Here is a 19,790-nt window from a genome sequence, read left to right as displayed (position 1 = left end):
AATTGTTACTTTTGTAGACAAATATAAACAGCAGACAATATGAAAATAGGAGATAAAGTTCGCTTCCTGAGCGAAGTCGGAGGAGGCGTAGTACGCGGTTTTCAGGGAAAAGACATTGCCCTGGTCGAAGGGGAAGACGGTTTTGAAATTCCGATGCTGATCAAGGAGTGTGTGGTGATCCAGACAGACGATTACAACATTCCGCTCAAGTCAGCCGCCAAACCGGTGGTGGAAGAGGAAGAGCAGGAAGAGGAAAAGCCGGTGACCTACCGGGCTCCGGAAATCCGTGGAAATGATATCCTGAACGTATTTCTGGCCTATGTGCCACAGGATGTGAAGGCCATTTCGTCGACGGCCTTCGATGCGTATCTGGTAAACGACAGCAATTATTTTGTAGATTACCTCTATCTTTCGGCCGAAGGCAACAGCTGGACCCTCCGCAGCCGGGGAACGGTGAAACCGAACATGAAGATGCACCTGGAGGAGTTCGAGAAACATGCGTTGAACGGGATGGAGCGTGTGGCCGTGCAACTGATGGCTTACAAGGACGACCGTTCGTTCCTGTTGAAAAAGGCGGTGAGCATCGAGCTGCGGATCGATACGGTGAAATTCTACAAGCTGCATACCTTCCAGTCGTCCGACTTCTTTGAGGAACCGGCACTGATTTACGACATCGTACGCGATGATGAGGCTGCTCGTCAGGTGTTTGTATCGGCCGATGAAATCAAGGAGGCTCTCTTGCAGAAACCGGCTCCACAGGTACCCGGCAAATTGCAGAAGAAACAGCAGAAGGCGGTCAGTGAGATTGTGGAGGTCGACCTTCACATCCATGAACTCCTGGACGATACTACCGGTATGGGAAATGCCGAGATGCTGAATTATCAGCTGGATGTATTCCGCAAGACCCTGGAAGAATACAAGAACCGGAAGGGACAGAAAATCGTATTCATTCACGGAAAGGGCGACGGGGTACTGCGCCGTGCCATTCTGGAAGAACTGAAACGCAAGTATAAGAATTATTCCAGCCAGGATGCTTCTTTCCGCGAATACGGATTTGGAGCCACCATGGTGACCATTCATTAAACAATCAATATACTGGGTTATGGGAATTTTGAATGCCATTTTGGGAAACGCTTCGGAAACCAGTCCCGAAGCCTTGAAAGAGGAGTATCAGGCCCTGCTCTGCGAGGGTGAGTACATAGAACGCGCTTTTGTGGTCATCCACGACAAATGGGTGTTTACCAACAAGCGTCTGATCATTCAGGACACGCAGGGAGTGACCGGAAGAAAGCGTGACTATCATTCCATTCCTTACCGTTCGGTGGAACATTTTTCGGTGGAGACTTCGGGTACCTTCGACGAGGATGCCGAGATGAAGATATGGGTACGCGGATGCAGTGAACCCATTGAACAGAGTTTCGGCCGGAATGCAGACATCAAGGGAATTCAGCGTACGCTGGCCAAATATGTGCTCTGAGCCGTTCATGCAGAAACAGGATGAGAGGGTGTCAAAACTAAAATGACTACTCCCCAAAGTTATAGATTGTAACTATAATATTTAAAAGGGTCGTATCAAACTCTGTATTGAGTAATGATACGGCCCTTTCTTTAGTCTTTTAGGATACTCAAATTTCAAATTATAAGTTCATATTTTCAAAAAATGAGTTTTGACACCCTCTCTGTGCTTTTTTTCAAAGTGAAGTCATTTTACTTGATCAATATGATATCTCGGGCGACGATTGCTTCGTTTCCTGCTTCATCTGTGCAGAAAACCATTAAATGATAATTTCCAGGAGTGGCATTTTCCGGAATTACAATGTCATGATGATGTACGGTGGTGTTTTTAAGTCCACTGACATCATACACTTTATCAAATTTAAAATCAACGGTCTGAATTGTTCGGCTATGTGTATGATGCTCATGGCCGTCAAAATTGCTATGAATATTTAATTTATAACTTTTAAGCGCATGGTCATCGGAAAGTTTCATCTCAAAATGAACTCCATGTGCATTGCCTATCTGAAGAGTTTCATCTTCTTGTGGTGAAATCAGTTCAATGACAGGTTTGGTCACATCTGATTTGAGATTTTCTTTTGAACAAGCGGTTACAAACAACATTCCAGATAAAGCTACTATGGTATAGATTCTTGTTTTCATATAAAATTCTTTTTAAAAGGTATTCTGATTGTTATTTCTATATTTCTTCCGGCTTCAGGTATTTCAATTCTTCTGTAATAGCTGAGATGGTTGTAATACCTTGTGTTCAGTATATTGCGTATACTGGCCAGACATTGTATTTTTGTTTGTCGAAAAGGGATAAAAAACCGGACTCCGGTATGCAAAAGGGTACTTCCTGGTGTGGGAACCTCATTTCGTGCTATCCAATGCTGGGGCAATATATTTTCCACTTCCGCATGAACACGGAATTTTTTGTAATGCCATGCTATTACGTTGTTCACAATTGGCTGTGGAGAAAAGCTAAGCGCTGTATGCTCATCCAGATTATAAGTGTACACATACTGGCCTTTCAACTGATAGGAGAGGTTGCCGGGCAGATACACTTTCACATCCATTTCTCCTCCACAGAAAACAGCCCTTGCATTATGGTATCTGTATATCTGCCCCGCATGAGGCAAGACAGACCATTCTCCTGTGGGGGTCAAGAAGATGTAATTATCATACAGACTAACAAAAGGAGAGAGGTGTAACTCCACATTTCCGTGAGGACGGTATGAATAGGATATGTCTGCCTGCCAGCCACTTTCTGATGCCAGACTGGCATCTCCTTGTTCATGTCTGAAGGTACCGTGATGAACTCCGTTGGAAGACAGTTCATTGGCCGAAGGCAAACGGAAGCTTCTGCCGATATTCATTTTTAAAAGATGTTGTCGTCCTCCATCTGGAAACCATACCATCCCCAAAGAAAAAGAGAAGTCATTGAACCGTCTTTCCACCCGGTTGCTTCTCCATCGATAGGCTTCGATTTCCGTGTCAGGGTAACCTTGTTCGTTCAGGTAGTCTGCCAGATATTTGTCTTCAAAAGCCTGTACGTTCATATACCCCCAATCGTACCGGATACCTCCAGTGATATGAAGCGTATTGGAAGGACTGTAGGAACCCAGAAAGAAACAGGCGGAGGTGAAGCGGTCATACCTGGGCAGTAAGAACGAATATCCTCCGATAGTGTTCCGCTGGATCTGGAAATCATATCCGAGCGTACAATTAATAATGGTGGATGGCAGCCACCTGAGTTTAGCTGTTCCGCTAAAAGTGGACAACCGGAATTCCAGTTCTTTATCCGGATCTGTCAAGGGAGGAGCCTGGTTGTCATAGTGCGTATGAAAATAACTCCATTCTTCGCGCAGGTTATACTGATATCCCAGGTCAAGACCGAATTGAAACGGATGCCAGTCGAACTGCTGGTGGGTAGATAATTTTACATGATTCACTTTACTGTAAGGGAAATCAATGTTTCTACTGTTTTCATCGTCTTTGATACGGTTTATATCAGGGATGCCGTGAGCACCCGGGAAGAACCCCATTTTTTGATAGACACTACTGGCAGAGGCATTCATTTTATACCGATTATACCGGTAATCATAAAAAATGGATGCATTACGTTCCACGCCTGCTGTATTTTTCAGTTTACCGCCATATACAGGCATCTTCTGGGTTAAGTAAACTATCGTATCGGCAGGTATTTTGTAGTCTCCATATTGCTTTTCTGAATACCTGAACTTCATAAAGTTCCGGTGTCTTTTCAGCCCCAGCATAACTGACCCTCCCATCATGTTGTTCACGGTTCTTCCGGTTCCTGTGAATTCTCCCAGGAAGCAATCTTTTGCGGGGGGGACAGCAGGCAATATTTCAATTGCCCCTCCAATCGCATCACTTCCATAGGCGAGCGAGGAAGGCCCTTTGATTACATTAACTTCTTCTACATTGAAGGCATCGATTTCCAGACCGTGGTCTGCTCCCCATTGTTGTCCTTCCTGTTTTATTCCATTTTCGGACACGGCAATGCGGTTGAAAGCCATACCTCTGATGACCGGTTTTGAGAAACCAGCCCCAATATCCATAGATTGTATGCCTGGAATTTTGGTCAGTGTATGCACAAAATTGGTGGGAGAGAAGCCTTCCAGGTCTTTGGGGGTTAGTTTCACGACCGGCAGGCTAGTCTTCTTTTCATACATGCGTCTCCTTGTCTCTTGCACTACCACTTCCTCTAGAATGATACTGTTAATAGAATCATTCTTTGTCTGTGCCGTCAGTGAAAAGACATGACATATTCCAAGCATACCAAACATTTGCTTGATATACATAAATAAGTTTAGTAAGAAAATGATTTTAATATCTTGATAAGTAAGTGTATACAATCAAGACATATGGGGAGGGCCTCGCAGGTAAAAGGAGCAGATATAGGTGAAGAAAATCTGCTCCGGCAGAATGAAATACTGAATATTCTTTGTCTGTAGAGTGAAATTCAAACAAGCAACAGTTGGTTCAACGGTTGCAGAGAGTATGAAATCACATATCGGACATTTGGAAGAGGAGTTTACAACCGAAGACTTTTCATGAGATGCATAATTACAGCCATCTTGATGGAAGTGCAGTCCTTTCATGATAAAGAAGGAAGCAAAAACCATCAGTAAAAAATACGATATTATTCTTGTTTTTGGTAGCTGCATATCTCCGGTTTTTATGATTGTAATAAGTACAAAGATAGCATTTCCCTTCTAAATGTGACAATACCTGAATGAAGGTATTTGGATTTTTTATTCTGATATTTATAAAATTAAGTAAAATATTCAATGACAAAAGGGAGGCTTACGGTATGCCTCACCTTGGTATCGTTATCTGGTGCGTTCGAGGGCAATCTCCGGATTGCTTTCCAGAAGCAATGCAACCAGTTCTTCCTGATTCTCGGGATACAGATAACGGTGTTTGTGATTGCGGGTGGTGATTTTCAGGGTATACAGTCCGTTGAAGTGAAAGCGGGGCGATGCAAATACCCGGATGTCCTTGATTTCCGCTGCCGACAGGGTATAGAACATGGAATTGGGAGTACGCACATGCAGGTAACCCTGACTGAAGGTGTAGTAGGTACGGCTGTGGTGGAAAATAATCAGCAGGGAGGCACTGCCGTAGGTGAAAATGAGAATTTCCGGATTCCGGAAATCGTATGCGGTAAAGAAAATGAGGGCAAACACTGCATACAGTAAACTGGCGAGCAGGAAGAAATAAAGACTGTATTTCCACCGGCTCATCAAACGGAATTGCTGTGGGGATTTTTTCATGGTATTCAAGTTTGTTGAATTTATACAAATATACACTTATTAGGTAGAAAATAAATGGTTTTTACTTATTTTAATCGTTTGTGTGCCCGTCTTTTGACAGAAAATGCATTACTTTAATATAGCTTGGTGCCGGGCGTATGCCTGTGCAGTGGCCGGGCGGTTTCAGTGAGTGAAGAATTTTGAAAAAGTAATGCATTAAAAAAGGAGGTGACTATGCGAAGACGATATCGATGGATGTGTCTGATGCTGGGCTGGGGACTGGCAGTGAGTCCGGTTGCCGCACAGAGTTACAGTCAGCTTTGGGAAAAAGTGGAAACCTTACAGAAAGAGGATTTGCCGCAGTCGCAGCTGAAGGTGCTGGGAGAGATTTGCCGGAAAGCGGAGGCAGAGGGGAATCTGCCGGAAATGATGAAGGCATTCTGTATGCGGGGATATATACAGGGGGAACTGACCCCCGACAGTATTCCGGTGGAGCGTAAGAAACTGAAGGAATGGGCTGCCCGGGAGACGGATACAGTGGGGCAGGCGGTGCTGAACAGCCTGCTGGGTACGGTGTATGCGGCCGATGCGGAAAAGGACTTCGGAGAGGTGGTGGCGTATTTCGACCGTTCGTTGCAGCCGGTGGAGGTCCTGGGGAATACTTCAGCCGGGACCTTCCGGCCGATGACGGAAAGCGGCGAATGGAGTGTTACCTATTTTGGAGATAATTTTTACGACCTGCTGGTACGGCAGGCCATCCGTGCCCTCTCTTCGCGGAGAGACTTCTTCAGCAGGCAGGAGGTGGCGGACAAGTGTATGAAACTGTACCGTAACCTGGCCGGTTTTTATACGGAGCGGAACGACCGTCAGGCTTTGCTGCTTACCGAACTGGCTATGCTTCAGTTCCGTTATGAGCGGGCTTCGGTGTGGAAGCAGTACCGGCTTCCGCAGGAGGAACTGATGAACCGCCTGTGGCAGCTGACCGACACATTTGCCGGGGTTCCGGTCTGTGCCGATGTCTATGTGAAACTGGCTTATTACTATCAGCAGCACACGGAATTGCTGCGGGCGATGCAGGTGGTGGAAGAGGGATTGCGGAAGTATCCCGATGGAGAGGCTGCGCAGGCGCTCCGGAGTTTGAAAAAGGCCATATCTGCGCCTCAGTTGCGGACCGAGATTCCGTGCGTCTATCCGGGATATGCAGCCGATGTGAAGGTCCGTTATGCCAACCTGAAGGGCTTTCGTTTCGAGGCATACCGGCTGAACCTGAGTCCGGCGGAGGATGCCCGCCTGTGGAAACGCGGGGAATATGAGAAATTACTCCGTACGGCGGGGAAGAAGGTGAGCAGTACGCATTTTGCCCTGGCCGCGACTCCCGATTATCAGACAGCCGATACGGTGTTGCATTATACTTTGCCCGAGGCCGGAATCTATCTGCTGAAACTGGTGCCCGACGGTACGGAGGAGGGAATTTCCTATACTCCGCTCTTTGTATCTCCCTATCAGTTGCTGACCCTGCCGGTTTCCTATACGGAGCGGGAACTGATAGCCGTCGACCGGATGAGCGGAAAGCCGCTGGCGGGAGTGGAGATTGCAACCTATGTGCGGGGAGATAAGGAAAATTATCGGCCTTATCAGGCCTGGAAGACCGATGCTTCCGGCAGTGTGGTGGTCCGTTTCCCGGACAACCGGACGCTGTATGGCAATGTCCGTACGGCAGGAAACGATTTTATGTATCTTTCTCCGCTGCGGAATTCGGGCGGATGGGTGTCTGCCGGAGAGACTGAACTCAGAAAGGAGACGGTGAGCCTGTTTACCGACCGTGCCTTGTACCGTCCGGGACAGACGGTCTTTGTATCGGGCATTTGTTACGGACAGTCGGGCGATGAGGTCAAGGTATTGCCTGGAGTAAGGCAGCAGTTGCGCCTCTATGCTGACGGCAAGACCCTCCGGGAATGTGAGGTGGCAACCGATGAGTACGGGGTATGGTCGGCCGGGCTGGTCTTACCCGAAGACCTGATGCCGGGGCATTATTATCTTTCGTGCATGAACGCCTCCCGCATGATTCAGGTGGAGGAATACAAGCGTCCGACTTTCGAGGTGGTGTTCAAGCCTTATGAGAAGGCCTATGCCGCCGGCGATTCGGTCGTACTTCAGGCTACGGCACGGACATTTGCCGGTGCACCGGTGCGCATGGCAACCGTCAGGTACCGGATTACCCGTTCGGACATGACTTGGTTCAGGGGACCGGCTTCTTCGGAGGAGGAGATTGCGTCCGGCGAACTGACAACGGACGCGGACGGGGCATTTACTCTGCCTTTCTGTCTGACTCCTTCCGGTCGGGCGGAGCAGGAAAGGGGACTCTTCGGCTATCAGGTCTATCGTGCGGAGGCTACGGTGACCAGCGGCTCGGGAGAAACGCGTCAGGGAGAATACAGTCTGCCTTTGGGCAAGCAGTCGCTGGGACTGGAAATCCACGGACTGGAGGAGCGTGGAAGGTCCGGGGCAGTTGTTCTGCGTGAAAAAGGGACTACGCTGGAGTTCCAGGCCCTGAACCTGAACCGCCAGCCGGTTTCGGTAGAGGTAGTTTACCGGGTATATGCGTTGGACCGTCAGGGAAAGAAAGTCCGGACGGTGCAGGAAGGTAAGTCGGTTTCGGGAACTTCCTTTACTCCCGGATGGATGAGGCAACTGTCTTCCGGAAAGTATCTGCTAGAGGTGGAGGCGGTCGACGAACAGGGCCGGAAGGTGAGTGAGTCCAAGTCTTTCTGTCTGTTCTCCGAGAACGACCGGCAGTTGCCGGTGGATACGGTGGCCTGGTTCTATCCGGATGGCAATACCTTCGAGGCTTCCCGACCGGCAAGGATTTTTGTCGGCACTTCCGAGCGTGAGGTGTATTTGCTCATGGATGTGTACAGCGGCGACCGGCGCATTGACTCTCAGCGGATTTGGCTGAACGGGGAGATGAAGTGTCTGTCCTTCCCTTACCGGAAGGAGTATGGAGACGGCATTACGGTGAGCCTGGCCTTTTTCCGGAAAAACGAGTTGTATGTCTCGCAGCATTCAATAACCCGTCCCGAGCCGGACAAGGGACTGGAGGTGAAGTGGGAGGTATTCCGCGACCGACTGACTCCGGGCAGTCTGGAGGAATGGGTATTGCGGGTATCCGACCGGAGCGGTAAGCCGGTAAGGGCCAATGTGATGGCTACCTTGTACGATGCTTCTCTCGACCGCCTGAAGCAGCACGACTGGTATTTCAATCTGTATTTCCCCCGTCGGGTACCTTATGTGTATACGGGAAGTTCGTACGAGTATCAGCGGATGTGGCTTTCGGCCGAGTTCCCATACATCCTTGTTACCAACGGTATGGATTTGCTGAACGGCAAGTACAGCCGGCTGGTCGACCTGCGTCCGAACTGGTATTATGGAGAACAGGTGCTGTACAGTCGGGAAGAGTCGGCACCTGCGGTAGAGGTGAACTATCAGCCGGGAATGAACCGGATGTACAAGGCTGCGTCAGGAGCCGTAGAGATGAAGGATGCCGTACTGATGGAGAATGAGGTGGTGGCCGATGCCGGTACCGGAGAGGCTGCTCCGGCTTTCCCGTTGCGCGAGAATTTTGCGGAGACGGCTTTCTTCTATCCGAACCTGCATACCGATTCGCTGGGCAGGGTGAGCCTGAAGTTCCAGGTGCCCGATGCACTGACGGAATGGCGTTTCCTGGGACTGGCTCATACGAAGGTCCTCGATTACGGTCTGTGTAAAGACAAGTCGGTGGCTTCCAAACCTTTTATGGTTCAGCCGAACCTGCCTCGCTTCGTGCGGAAGGGAGATGAGACTGTGCTGGTGGCTTCGCTCGTCAACCTGTCGATGGAGGAGGTAGCCGGACAGGCACGCATCTGTCTCTACGACCCGGTGACAGAAAAGCCGGTTTATGAGGCAGCACAACCGTTCACGGTGGGTGAATCGCAGACCGGTACGGTATCGTTCCGTTGCCGGATTCCGGAGGAATACGAGGTGCTGGTTTGCCGGATGACGGCAGAGGCCGGAGCCTTCAGTGACGGGGAACAGCATTATCTTCCGGTCCTGTCTGCCCGTCAGTGGGTAACGGAGACACGGCCGCTGCAGTTGCGTGAAGAAGGGGATACGGTGATACAGACCGGTGTCTGGGCCGACGGTGGAAGTCGGACGGCTTCGGGACACCGCCTGACCCTGGAACTGACGGCCAATCCGCAGTGGTATGTGGTACAGGCCTTGCCGGTATTGGGTAATCCGTTGGAAGAGGATGCCTTCTCCTGGGCTGCGGCTTATTACGCACAGCGGGTAGCTGCAGGTATCTGTGAGCGGAATCCGCGCATCCGGAAGGTAGTAGAGATGTGGAACGCACAGCCGGACAGTCCGGAACTGTGGTGGAGCCGGCTGGAGCAGAATCAGGAGGTGAAGAACCTGTTGTTGCGGGAGACTCCGTGGCTGGCAGAGGCTGCCGGAGAGCAGGAACAGAAGCGTCGGCTGAAGAGTCTGTTCGACCTGAACCGGATGGCGCAGCAGGAGCGGACGCTGGTCGGTAAACTGGCTGCACTGCAGTTGGCCGACGGCTCCTGGGGATGGTACCAGGGAATGTCGGGCAGCCGTTATATGACGACACAGGTGGTGGAACTGCTGGCGCGTCTGCGGACGATGCAGCTGGATTTGGCTCCGGAGGTGGAACCGATGTACTGCAAGGCACTGGGTTACCTGAAGGCGGAGGTTCAGAAGCAGTATGACGACCTGAAGCGGAACGAGAAGAAGTACGACCGGAAGCAGGTAAGCCTGGGCGACCAGACGGTGCGTTATCTGTACATCTGTGCCGTGGACGACCTGGCTCGCGGACAGGCCGATGCGGCAGTCAACCGTTACCTGACGGAGTTCCTGAAGCAGCGTTCGGCACGTTATACCTTATATGAAAAGGCCTTGATTGCACAGATCCTGGCTCGGGCAGGCGAACGGAAGGAGGCAGATGTGCTGGTACGTTCTATCAAGGAGTATCTGGTACGCACTCCGGAGATGGGCAGTTACTTCGATTCTCCGAAGGCGCCTTCATCCTGGAACAGTTACCGGATTCCTACGCAGGTGGCGGCCATGGAGGCTATCTGCCGGTTGGCTCCGGACGAGCAACTGCTCGATGACATGAAACTGTGGTTGCTCAAGCAGAAGCAGACGCAGGTCTGGGACACTCCGATTGCTACGGCCGATGCGGTATATGCCTTCCTCTGCTTCGGAAGTAATCCGCTGGAGGAAAGCGGTTCCCTGGAAGCGGTGGCCGACGGAAAGGTGATCCGTACGCCGGAGGATGCGCTGGGCTATGCGAAGGAGAGCTGGAGCGGCAAGAAGGAGATTCCTGAGACCGTTACCCTGACACACCGGGGCAGTCAGACGGCCTGGGCGGCCTTGTATCTGCAATATCAGGAGGATATGGACTGGATCCGTCCGGCAGCAGGCAAGGGACTGACCATCCGCCGGACATTCCTGAAAGCGGGCAAACCGGTGGAGGAAACGGAGGAATGGAAGGTCGGCGACCGGCTGACGGTGCGGCTTACCCTGCAGACCGACCGGAACATGGATTTCGTACAGGTACGCGACGAGCGTCCGGCTTGTATGGAACCGCTGCAGCAGTTGTCGGGATATCGCTGGGGAAAGGGCATCGGCTATTATCAGGTAAACCGGGATGCGGCTTCCTGCTTCTTCATCGATTATCTCCCGAAGGGCACTTATACGATTGAGTATGAGGTGAGCGTGGACCGTGCCGGAACTTACCGGATGGGAACGGCCTCGGTGCAGTCGGCATATGCTCCCGAATTTGAATCGCATACCGAAGGGGGAACGATGACTGTCCGTTGATTTTGTCATTCTTGCTTGTGCGTGGTGTCACGCATAAAGGTGTTGGGTGGAAAACCCCGCGGTTTTTTTCAAAAAGGCCGCGGGGTTTTTCTGTATTCCTCGCCGTCTTTTCCTGATTTCCTCGCGGTCTTTCGCTTTATGCATAATGATGCGTTTCCTCTCCGGTAAGCAGGGAAAGCCGATTGCACCGGCAAGGGAGTGACGGAACGGCAGGGGCCGGCCGTGGCAGCGGAAAAAGGTGCAGGGGGTGTCCGGGCAGGGACGGGGCGGAATATAGGGGGACTGGAAGGGGGCAGAGGAGAGGGAGGGGGAATGCCTTCCGGGGGGCGGAGAGGCGAAGTCACAAAAAACTGAAAAACTAAAACCAACTTTTGTTCGTCTTTGATTTTCTCTTTATCTTTGTTTGCTATAAACAACAACCGAAAACGAATTGATGAAACGTATTATTTTTATATTCAGTATATTGATGGCTTGTACCTTCATGGCTCAGGCACAGCCTCAGATTACTTTTGACACGAAAGTGAAGGAGTTGGGATATGTATTGTGGCGGAACCCGGTGACCGTAAAGTATGAGTTTACGAATACGGGCGACAAGCCGCTGGTGATTTCAAGGGTCTCTTCTTCGTGCGGATGTACTGAGGTCGACTGGACAAAGGCTCCGGTGCCGGCAGGCGGCAAGGGGGTAGTGACGGCTGTCTTTGACGCCGAGGCTATCGGACATTTTTATAAGGAAGTAGGTATTTACTGCAATGCGTCATCGATGCCGATTTACCTGGAATTCAACGGAGAGGTGACGGCAGACTCGAGAAACTATACGTTCACGCATCCGTATGGCTTCGGTGCCATCCGTCTGGACCAGGAGGAGATTGAGTTCGACCGGGTAAACAAGGGTACGCGTCCGGAGTTTGTGCTGCGGGTGGCAAATACGTCGAATAAGGCATATACGCCGGTACTGATGCACCTGCCGCCTTATCTGACCGCCAAGGCGGTTCCCGAGACACTGGGAAAGGGCAAGCATGGAGAGATTATCCTGACCTTGAATACGGACGAACTGCCCAAACTGGGTATTACCCGTACCTCGGTCTATCTGTCCCGTTACCCGGGAGATAAGGTGGGCAGCGACAATGAAATTCCTCTTTCTGTGGCTTTGCTTCCCGACTTTTCGAACCGGACGGAACAGCAGAAGAACAATCCGCCTCAGTTGTCATTGTCGGCTCAGGTACTGGAATTTCCTCCTTTGAAGGAAAAGCAGAAGAAGTCGCAGACGGTGGTGATTACGAATACGGGAAAGACCGACCTGGAGATTCAGGACATGCAGGTCTTCAGTACGGCACTGGCGGTCAACCTGAAAAAAACGGTATTGAAACCGGGTGAGTCTACGAAGATGAAGGTTACGGTCATGGCGCAGAACCTGTCGCGTGGAAAGAGTACGCCACGTATCCTGATGATTACCAACGATCCGGAACATCCGTCGGTAACCGTGCGGGTGAAGGCAAAGGTAATGGCTCCTGCGGAAAAGAAATAAGCTGCAAGGGACTGCCGGTGGCGGAAGCGGACCGGGCAGTTCCCGGATACTGATAGATGACTTTGATTAACTCTTAAATAATATTGTATGGAACACCCTGAAAATAGCGAAGAATATAAAGGGCTGACCGTGAACAAAGGTGTGGATCAGCCAGTGACTGTGAACCCTTACCTCAGTAGCCGGAAACGTCCGAAAAGGAGGGTGTTTTCGGCCGGCGAATATGTGGAAGGAATCGTAAAAGGCGATGTGACCATTCTGAGTCAGGCGGTGACACTGGTAGAAAGTGTCAAGCCCGAACATCAGGCGCTGGCACAGGAGGTGATTGAGAAATGTCTGCCTTATTCCGGAAACTCGATACGTATCGGTATCAGTGGGGTTCCGGGTGCGGGAAAGAGTACTTCAATCGATGTGTTCGGCCTGCATGTGCTCGAACGGGGAGGCAAGTTGGCGGTATTGGCCATCGATCCCAGCAGCGAACGGTCGAAAGGAAGTATCCTGGGTGACAAGACCCGCATGGAAAAACTATCGGTGCATCCGGCATCGTTTATCCGTCCCAGCCCGTCGGCCGGTTCTCTGGGTGGGGTGGCCCGCAAGACCCGTGAGACCATCATTCTGTGTGAGGCGGCCGGATTCGACAAGATTTTCGTGGAAACGGTAGGCGTGGGACAGAGTGAGACAGCGGTGCATTCAATGGTCGATTTCTTCTTGCTGATTCAGCTGGCCGGTACCGGCGATGAACTGCAGGGTATCAAGCGGGGCATTATGGAGATGGCAGACGGAATCATCATCAACAAGGCCGATGGAAACAATATTGAGAAGGCCAAGCTGGCAGCGGCTCATTTCCGGAATGCCTTGCATCTCTTCCCGGCTCCCGAATCGGGATGGACACCGCAGGTGCTGACTTATTCGGGCTTCTATGGCATCGGTATCAAGGAAATCTGGGACATGGTGTATCAGTATATCGACTTTGTGAAAGCCAACGGGTATTTTGAGTACCGTCGGAACGAACAGGCCAAGTATTGGATGTATGAGACCATCAACGAGCATCTCCGGGACAACTTCTATCAGAATCCGCTGATTGCAGGAATGCTTGAGGAACAGGAAAAGGAGGTGCTGCAGGGACATACGACGTCTTTTGCCGCTGCACGCAAGTTGTTGGATATGTATATGAGTCACCGGTAATGAGGGTGAATCAGATAAAGGAAAAAGTCCATTTTCTCCGGGATAGCCGGAAGGAAATGGACTTTTTTCATGGATCATTCCGTCAGTGCCACACGCTCAGACGGTCATTGAGCGGCGGCCGCTGCGGTGTATGGATTATCTTTTCTTTTTCAGGAAAAAGTCAGGAACGGTGATGGCATGCTGTATCGAACCGTCGTACTGGTGTATCCAGGTCCTGAACGCCGGCTGGTTTTCGGTGAGTTCGATGACCCGGGCTCCGCATGGCAGGTTGTTGTACACCGTATCACCTCCCGAATACCGTCCGTATGCCAGTAAGATGCGTTGCCAGTAGGCAGCATAGTCGTTGTCATGGTCGTGACCCACGAATACCCCTGTGATGTCATTCATCTCCTTCATGGCCGTAAACAGTCCGGAGTTGAGCACCGGGGCACAGGCAGGTTCCTTCCGCGTACCGATGACGGGGGTAGACTCGTCCTGTATGGCGGTGTGGTATTCCGGAAGCGGAATGTGGAAGAAGGCCAGTGAGGGAAGCGGACTGCCCTGGTTTTCCTGAGTAAATTTCCGGCTGGTGGTCTTGTACCATTGAATCTGTTCCGACTTGATGTAGTCGTATCCTCCTATGCCTTCGATCTGAGAGTAAGAATGCGAATCGAAGCAGTAGAGTACCGTCGCCGGCTGAGCGTTTCCGCTGTGTGCTACCGGCAGGACGTAGTTGGTGACTCCGGGAAGGGTTTCATCCGAAGCGGTCAGGTTCATCGGATACTGCCGGAGAATCTGCAGCAGTTCTTTTCGGGTGAGTCCCTGTTCGTCGTCGTGGTTGCCGAAAGTAACCGCAAAGGGAATCCGGTACTCACTGAGCTTGTCCAGTACGGTTCTCAGACTCTCTTCGGCCGGTTTTCCGTAAATGACATCTCCCGTAAGCACAATCAGCTGAGGCTGCTCGGTCCGGATGACTTCATCGATGTTCTGCAGGGAAATCTCCGAGCGGGGATCCTGGTAAATGTAATGAATGTCTGTGAGCTGCACAATCTTGAACTTGCCCTCCGGGGAGTATTTCAGTGTCTGTGCCAGCGAATGCAGGCAGCTTCCTGCAAGCAGGAGCAGTAATGTAACCCATGTTTTCATAATGAAGTGGTTTATGTGTTTGAGTAATTAGTTTGCCTGGTAAAAGTAATATAAAATTTAATATCCGGAGGTAAAATACATGGAGATTCGGCAGACGGGGCGGGGAAGGCCCCCTGAATTGTATATTTATACTTCGGCTTTCAGCTAAATCGAGGTGAATATAAAGAAAATAGGACGTTTATGACACGATAATTATATATTTATGTACCTTTGCAGCCGAATTTAGAAACAGGTATATGCAAAAAGACAACCAGCCAATTATTGAAATAAAGAATGTGTCAAAGTTCTTCGGGGAGAAGGTGGCACTCGACAATGTGAACCTTTCTGTCCGGAAGGGGGAATTTGTGACCATTTTGGGACCTTCCGGTTGCGGAAAGACGACGTTGCTTCGTCTGATTGCCGGTTTTCAGACGGCTTCGGAAGGTATGATCTGTATCGGAGGCAAGGAAATCACGCAGACGCCTCCGCATCTTCGTCCGGTGAATACGGTGTTTCAGAAATATGCGCTTTTCCCGCACCTGAATGTGTATGACAACATTGCCTTCGGACTGAAGCTGAAGAAGATGTCGAAGACGGATATCGAGAAGAAGGTGAAGGCGGCGCTTAAGATGGTGGGAATGACGGACTATGAATACAGGGATGTCAATTCGCTTTCGGGTGGACAGCAGCAGCGTGTGGCCATTGCCCGGGCCATTGTGAACGAGCCGGAGGTATTGCTGCTGGATGAACCGCTTGCGGCCCTCGACCTCAAGATGCGTAAGGACATGCAGATGGAACTGAAGGAGATGCACAGACGGTTGGGCATTACCTTTGTCTATGTGACGCACGACCAGGAAGAGGCGCTTACGCTGAGTGATACGATTGTGGTGATGAGCGAGGGACGGATTCAGCAGATCGGGGGACCGACGGATATTTACAATGAACCGATCAATGCGTTTGTGGCCGACTTTATCGGTGAGAGCAACATCCTGAACGGGGTGATGGTGAAGGACGGTCTGGTGAACTTCTGCGGCAGGGACTTCGAGTGTGTGGATAAAGGCTTCGGTGAGAATGTGCCGGTGGATGTGGTCATCCGTCCGGAGGATCTGTATATCTTCCCGGTTTCGGAGGCTGCGCAGCTGTGCGGAAAGGTGCAGTCGTGTATCTTCAAGGGAGTGCACTATGAGATGGTGGTGACGGTAGGCAATTACGAGATTATCGTGCAGGACTATCATGCGTTTGAGGTGGGCTCGGAGGTCGGACTGCTGATCAAGCCTTTCGATATCCACATCATGAAGAAAGAGCGTACCTGCAATACGTTTGAGGCAAGGATGATTGATGATACGCACGTGGAATTCCTGGGCTGTGAGTTTGAATGTGCTCCGGTAGACCGAAGCGATGCGTCGAAGGACTGGGAGCATGTGAAGGCGGAAGTGGACTTCGATCAGGTGGTCTTGCTGGACAATGCGGAAGACGGCATGCTGACCGGTGAGGTGAAGTTTATCCTGTACAAGGGAGATCATTATCACCTGACGGTGTTCTCGGATTGGGATGAAAATGTATTTGTGGATACCAATGATGTCTGGGACGATGGGGACCATGTGGGAATTTCGATTCCTCCTCATGCCATCCGGATTATCGGTTAACTGAGATTGTGACATGATAAAATTGAAGACTTTTTTTGCATCCAGAAAGAGCTGGACATTGCCTTATTTGATTTTTTCGGTCATTTTTGTGATTGTTCCGCTGCTGCTGATTGTGGTATATGCCTTTACGGATGATGCGGGACACCTGACTTTGGCGAATTTCGGAAAGTTCTTTGCTCATCCGGAAGCGATGAATACCTTCGTCTATTCCATCGGTATCGCGATACTGACGACGTTGGGATGTATCCTGCTGGGGTATCCGGCGGCGTGGATTCTGAGCAACTGCAAAAAACTGGGGTATGCCCGTACGCTGGTCATGCTGTTTATCCTGCCGATGTGGGTGAATATCCTGGTCCGCACGCTGGCTACTGTGGCGCTGTTCGACTTTTTCCGTCTTCCGCTGGGAGAGGGGGCCTTGATTTTCGGAATGATCTATAACTTCATTCCTTTTATGATTTACCCCATTTACAATACGCTGCAGAAGATGGACCACAGTTATGTGGAGGCGGCACAGGATTTGGGGGCCAACTCGTTCCAGGTATTCTGGAAGGTGGTGTTCCCGCTTTCCATGCCGGGAGTGGTGAGCGGGGTCATGATGGTATTCATGCCGACCATCTCTACCTTTGCCATCGCTGAGTTGCTGACGATGAACAATATCAAACTTTTCGGTACGACGATACAGGAGAACATCAACAACAGTCTGTGGAACTATGGAGCGGCGCTTTCGCTGATCATGCTTTTCCTGATTGCGGTGACTTCCTTGTTTAATACCGACGATAGCAGTGAGACTGAGAGAGGAGGTGGCGTATGGTAAAGAAGGTACTGGAACAGGTGTATCTGTGGGTGCTGCTGATTCTGCTGTATGCACCTATCGCGATCATTGTGATTTATTCGTTTACGGAGGCGAAGGTACTGGGCAACTGGACCGGCTTCTCGCTGAAGTTGTATGAGTCGCTGATGAATACGGGGGCACATCATTCCTTGATGAATGCCTTTGTCAATACGATTGCCATTGCGCTGATTGCGGCTACGGTGTCTACCTTGCTGGGTAGTGTGGCAGCCATCGGTATTTTCAACCTGAGGGCCAGAAGCCGGAAGGCAATGGGTTTCATCAATACCATTCCTATTCTGAACGGGGATATCATTACGGGTATCTCGCTGTTCCTGCTGTTTGTCTCACTGGGCATTACGCAGGGCTTTACTACGGTGGTGCTGGCGCATATTACCTTCTGTACGCCGTATGTGGTACTGAGTGTGCTGCCTCGTCTGAAACAGATGAATCCGAATCTGTATGAGGCGGCACTGGATCTGGGAGCGACTCCGATGCAGGCATTGTGGAAGGTGATTATGCCGGAAATCCGTCCGGGTATGATCAGCGGGTTCCTGTTGGCACTGACTATCTCTATCGATGATTTTGCGGTGACGGTGTTTACCATCGGCAACCAGGGACTGGAAACGCTTTCTACTTATATTTATGCAGATGCCCGGAAGGGGGGACTGACACCGGAGCTGCGTCCGTTGTCGGCCTTGATTTTTGTAGTGATTCTGGTCATGCTGATTATTATCAACCGTAGGGCAGGAAAGGAGAAGCAGGTATGAAACGATGGATGAACTGGGTGTTTGTCTGTCTGGCTGTAGCGGTATGTAGCGGATGTTACAATACCAGCGAGGACAGACAAGCGATATTGAAGGTATATAACTGGGCCGATTATATCGGTGAGGGGGTTCTGGAGGACTTCCAGCAATATTATAAGGAGCAGACGGGAGAGGATATCCGTATTGTGTATCAGACATTCGATATCAACGAAATCATGCTGACGAAAATCGAGAAGGGGCATGAGGATTTTGATGTGGTCTGTCCTTCGGAATATATCATCGAGCGTATGTTGCGCAAGGACCTGCTGCTGCCGATTGATACGGTCTTTGCACATTCGCCGAATTACATGAAACTGGTGGCTCCGTTTATCAGGAAACAGATTGATAAGTTGGGCACTCCGGAGAATCCGGCAAGCCGTTATGCGGTATGTTACATGTGGGGTACGGCCGGATTGCTGTATAATACGAAGTATGTTTCCCGTGAGGATATGGATACCTGGGGAGTGCTGTGGGACAAACGGTTTGCCGGAAAGATCCTGATGAAGGATGCTTACCGCGATTCGTACGGTACGGCGCTGCTGTATGCCAACCGTCATCGTCTGGCAGAAGGAAAGGTGACGGTAGCGGACCTGATGAATGACTATTCTCCGGAGGCCATGGATACGGTAGAGAAGTATCTGAAACTGCTGAAACCGAACGTGGCCGGATGGGAAGCCGACTTCGGAAAGGAGATGATGACCAAGGAGAAGGCATGGATCAACATGACCTGGAGCGGGGATGCGCAGTGGGCCATTGAGGAAGCCAAGGCGGTAGGTGTCGATTTGGATTATACGATACCTCGCGAGGGTAGTAACGTGTGGTATGATGGCTGGGTGATTCCGAAGTATGCCAAGAACCGGAAGGCAGCGAGTTATTTCATCAACTTCCTCTGTCGTCCGAACATTGCGTTGCGGAACATGGAAGAGAACGGTTATGTGAGCTCCATCGGGGCTCCGGAGATTCTGGAAGCCTGTGAGGATTCTACCCTGGAGGAATACATTGATGCCAGTTACTTCTTCGGCCCGGAAGCGACTCATGTAAAACTGCGGAATACGCAATACCCGGACCGGTCTGTCATCTCGCGTTGTGAGATGATCCGTGACTTTGGTGACCAGACAGTGAAGGTGCTGGAAATCTGGTCGCGCGTGAAGGGGGACAATCTGAATACGGGAATCGTAGTACTCATTCTTGTCGTAGTGGCGGCACTGGCTGTATGGCAGATCCGGGTTCGCCTGAAGGCACGTCACAGAAGCCGCAGGATGCAGCGCCGTCGCCGCAGTCGCAGAAAATAGTCTGACTCATTCAGAAAAAAGAAGAATTTGAAAGATAACCTGAGAAAGGAATGGGAATGCCTTGATAATAGAGATAACAGCAGAGACAATAAAGAGGGATTCTCAGAAGTAGATCAGGAATAAAATAAAGAGGCTGTCTCAAAATAAACTTGAGATGGCCTCTATTGTTTCATCTCAGATTGGATTCATTCGAATTTTTCTAAAGAGAGAAGTTTATAAGCTTAGTTTTGAAGATTTTATCCTTTCAAACTGT

At 50.6% G+C, this 19,790-nt stretch carries 13 protein-coding genes; 9 read left to right on the top strand and 4 right to left on the bottom strand.

Annotated elements, in window-relative coordinates; translation table 11 throughout:
• Positions 1–39 precede the first annotated feature (39 nt).
• Together H3001_RS09250 and H3001_RS09245 are read left to right on the top strand one after the other, a co-directional pair.
• A complete protein-coding gene (locus H3001_RS09250; protein ID WP_178243638.1) occupies positions 40–1,083 on the top strand; it encodes a DUF2027 domain-containing protein in 1,044 nt (347 codons plus the stop codon).
• A 19-nt stretch (positions 1,084–1,102) separates the two neighbouring features.
• The gene (locus tag H3001_RS09245) at positions 1,103–1,477 is read left to right on the top strand and encodes a PH domain-containing protein (protein WP_181214757.1); all 375 of its coding nucleotides are present in this window, start codon (positions 1,103–1,105) and stop codon (positions 1,475–1,477) included.
• Between the two features lie 230 nt (positions 1,478–1,707).
• On the opposite strand, the gene H3001_RS09240 is transcribed toward H3001_RS09245, so the two are convergent.
• From H3001_RS09240 to H3001_RS09230, 3 genes are all read right to left on the bottom strand, one after another.
• Positions 1,708–2,157 (bottom strand): DUF4625 domain-containing protein, encoded by a 450-nt coding sequence (locus H3001_RS09240; protein ID WP_178243636.1) that lies wholly within the window; start codon positions 2,155–2,157, stop codon positions 1,708–1,710.
• Positions 2,154–4,322 carry a TonB-dependent receptor gene (locus H3001_RS09235; RefSeq protein WP_181214756.1) on the bottom strand — a complete coding sequence of 723 codons (2,169 nt, stop codon included), beginning with the start codon at positions 4,320–4,322 and terminating at the stop codon, positions 2,154–2,156. Before H3001_RS09235 ends, H3001_RS09240 begins: the two co-directional genes overlap by 4 nt.
• A 531-nt stretch (positions 4,323–4,853) precedes the next feature.
• Complete coding sequence (locus tag H3001_RS09230; RefSeq protein WP_181214755.1) at positions 4,854–5,297, bottom strand: PH domain-containing protein; 444 nt, start codon at positions 5,295–5,297, stop codon at positions 4,854–4,856.
• Between the two features lie 213 nt (positions 5,298–5,510).
• Between H3001_RS09230 and H3001_RS09225 the strand changes: the two genes are divergently transcribed.
• From H3001_RS09225 to meaB, 3 genes are all read left to right on the top strand, one after another.
• Entirely contained in the window at positions 5,511–11,153 is a 5,643-nt protein-coding gene (locus H3001_RS09225; RefSeq protein ID WP_181214754.1) for an alpha-2-macroglobulin family protein, read from the top strand.
• A 433-nt stretch (positions 11,154–11,586) separates the two neighbouring features.
• Positions 11,587–12,678 (top strand): DUF1573 domain-containing protein, encoded by a 1,092-nt coding sequence (locus tag H3001_RS09220; protein ID WP_178243632.1) that lies wholly within the window; start codon positions 11,587–11,589, stop codon positions 12,676–12,678.
• A gap of 87 nt (positions 12,679–12,765) precedes the next feature.
• Positions 12,766–13,860 (top strand): methylmalonyl Co-A mutase-associated GTPase MeaB, encoded by a 1,095-nt coding sequence (gene meaB, locus H3001_RS09215; RefSeq protein ID WP_181214753.1) that lies wholly within the window; start codon positions 12,766–12,768, stop codon positions 13,858–13,860.
• 135 nt (positions 13,861–13,995) lie between these two features.
• Here the strand turns inward: meaB and H3001_RS09210 are convergent, their stop codons facing one another.
• Complete coding sequence (locus H3001_RS09210) at positions 13,996–14,985, bottom strand: metallophosphoesterase family protein (RefSeq protein WP_181214752.1); 990 nt, start codon at positions 14,983–14,985, stop codon at positions 13,996–13,998.
• Positions 14,986–15,221: 236 nt separating this feature from the next.
• Between H3001_RS09210 and potA the strand changes: the two genes are divergently transcribed.
• Genes potA through H3001_RS09190 form a run of 4 tightly spaced genes read left to right on the top strand, consistent with a single transcriptional unit; the run spans position 15,222 to position 19,537 of the window.
• Complete coding sequence (gene potA, locus H3001_RS09205) at positions 15,222–16,610, top strand: polyamine ABC transporter ATP-binding protein (protein WP_178243629.1); 1,389 nt, start codon at positions 15,222–15,224, stop codon at positions 16,608–16,610.
• Positions 16,611–16,623: 13 nt separating this feature from the next.
• A complete protein-coding gene (locus H3001_RS09200; protein ID WP_178243628.1) occupies positions 16,624–17,424 on the top strand; it encodes an ABC transporter permease in 801 nt (266 codons plus the stop codon).
• On the top strand, positions 17,418–18,209 hold the full coding sequence (locus H3001_RS09195; protein WP_178243627.1) for an ABC transporter permease: 792 nt from the start codon (positions 17,418–17,420) through the stop codon (positions 18,207–18,209). The genes H3001_RS09200 and H3001_RS09195 overlap by 7 nt, the downstream gene beginning before the upstream one ends.
• A gap of 8 nt (positions 18,210–18,217) precedes the next feature.
• Complete coding sequence (locus H3001_RS09190; RefSeq protein ID WP_178243667.1) at positions 18,218–19,537, top strand: ABC transporter substrate-binding protein; 1,320 nt, start codon at positions 18,218–18,220, stop codon at positions 19,535–19,537.
• Positions 19,538–19,790 lie beyond the last annotated feature (253 nt).

Origin of the sequence: Phocaeicola faecicola (genome assembly GCF_013618865.1) — a bacterium.
Classification (GTDB): domain Bacteria; phylum Bacteroidota; class Bacteroidia; order Bacteroidales; family Bacteroidaceae; genus Phocaeicola; species Phocaeicola faecicola.
This window is presented reverse-complemented; position numbering and strand designations above follow the sequence as displayed.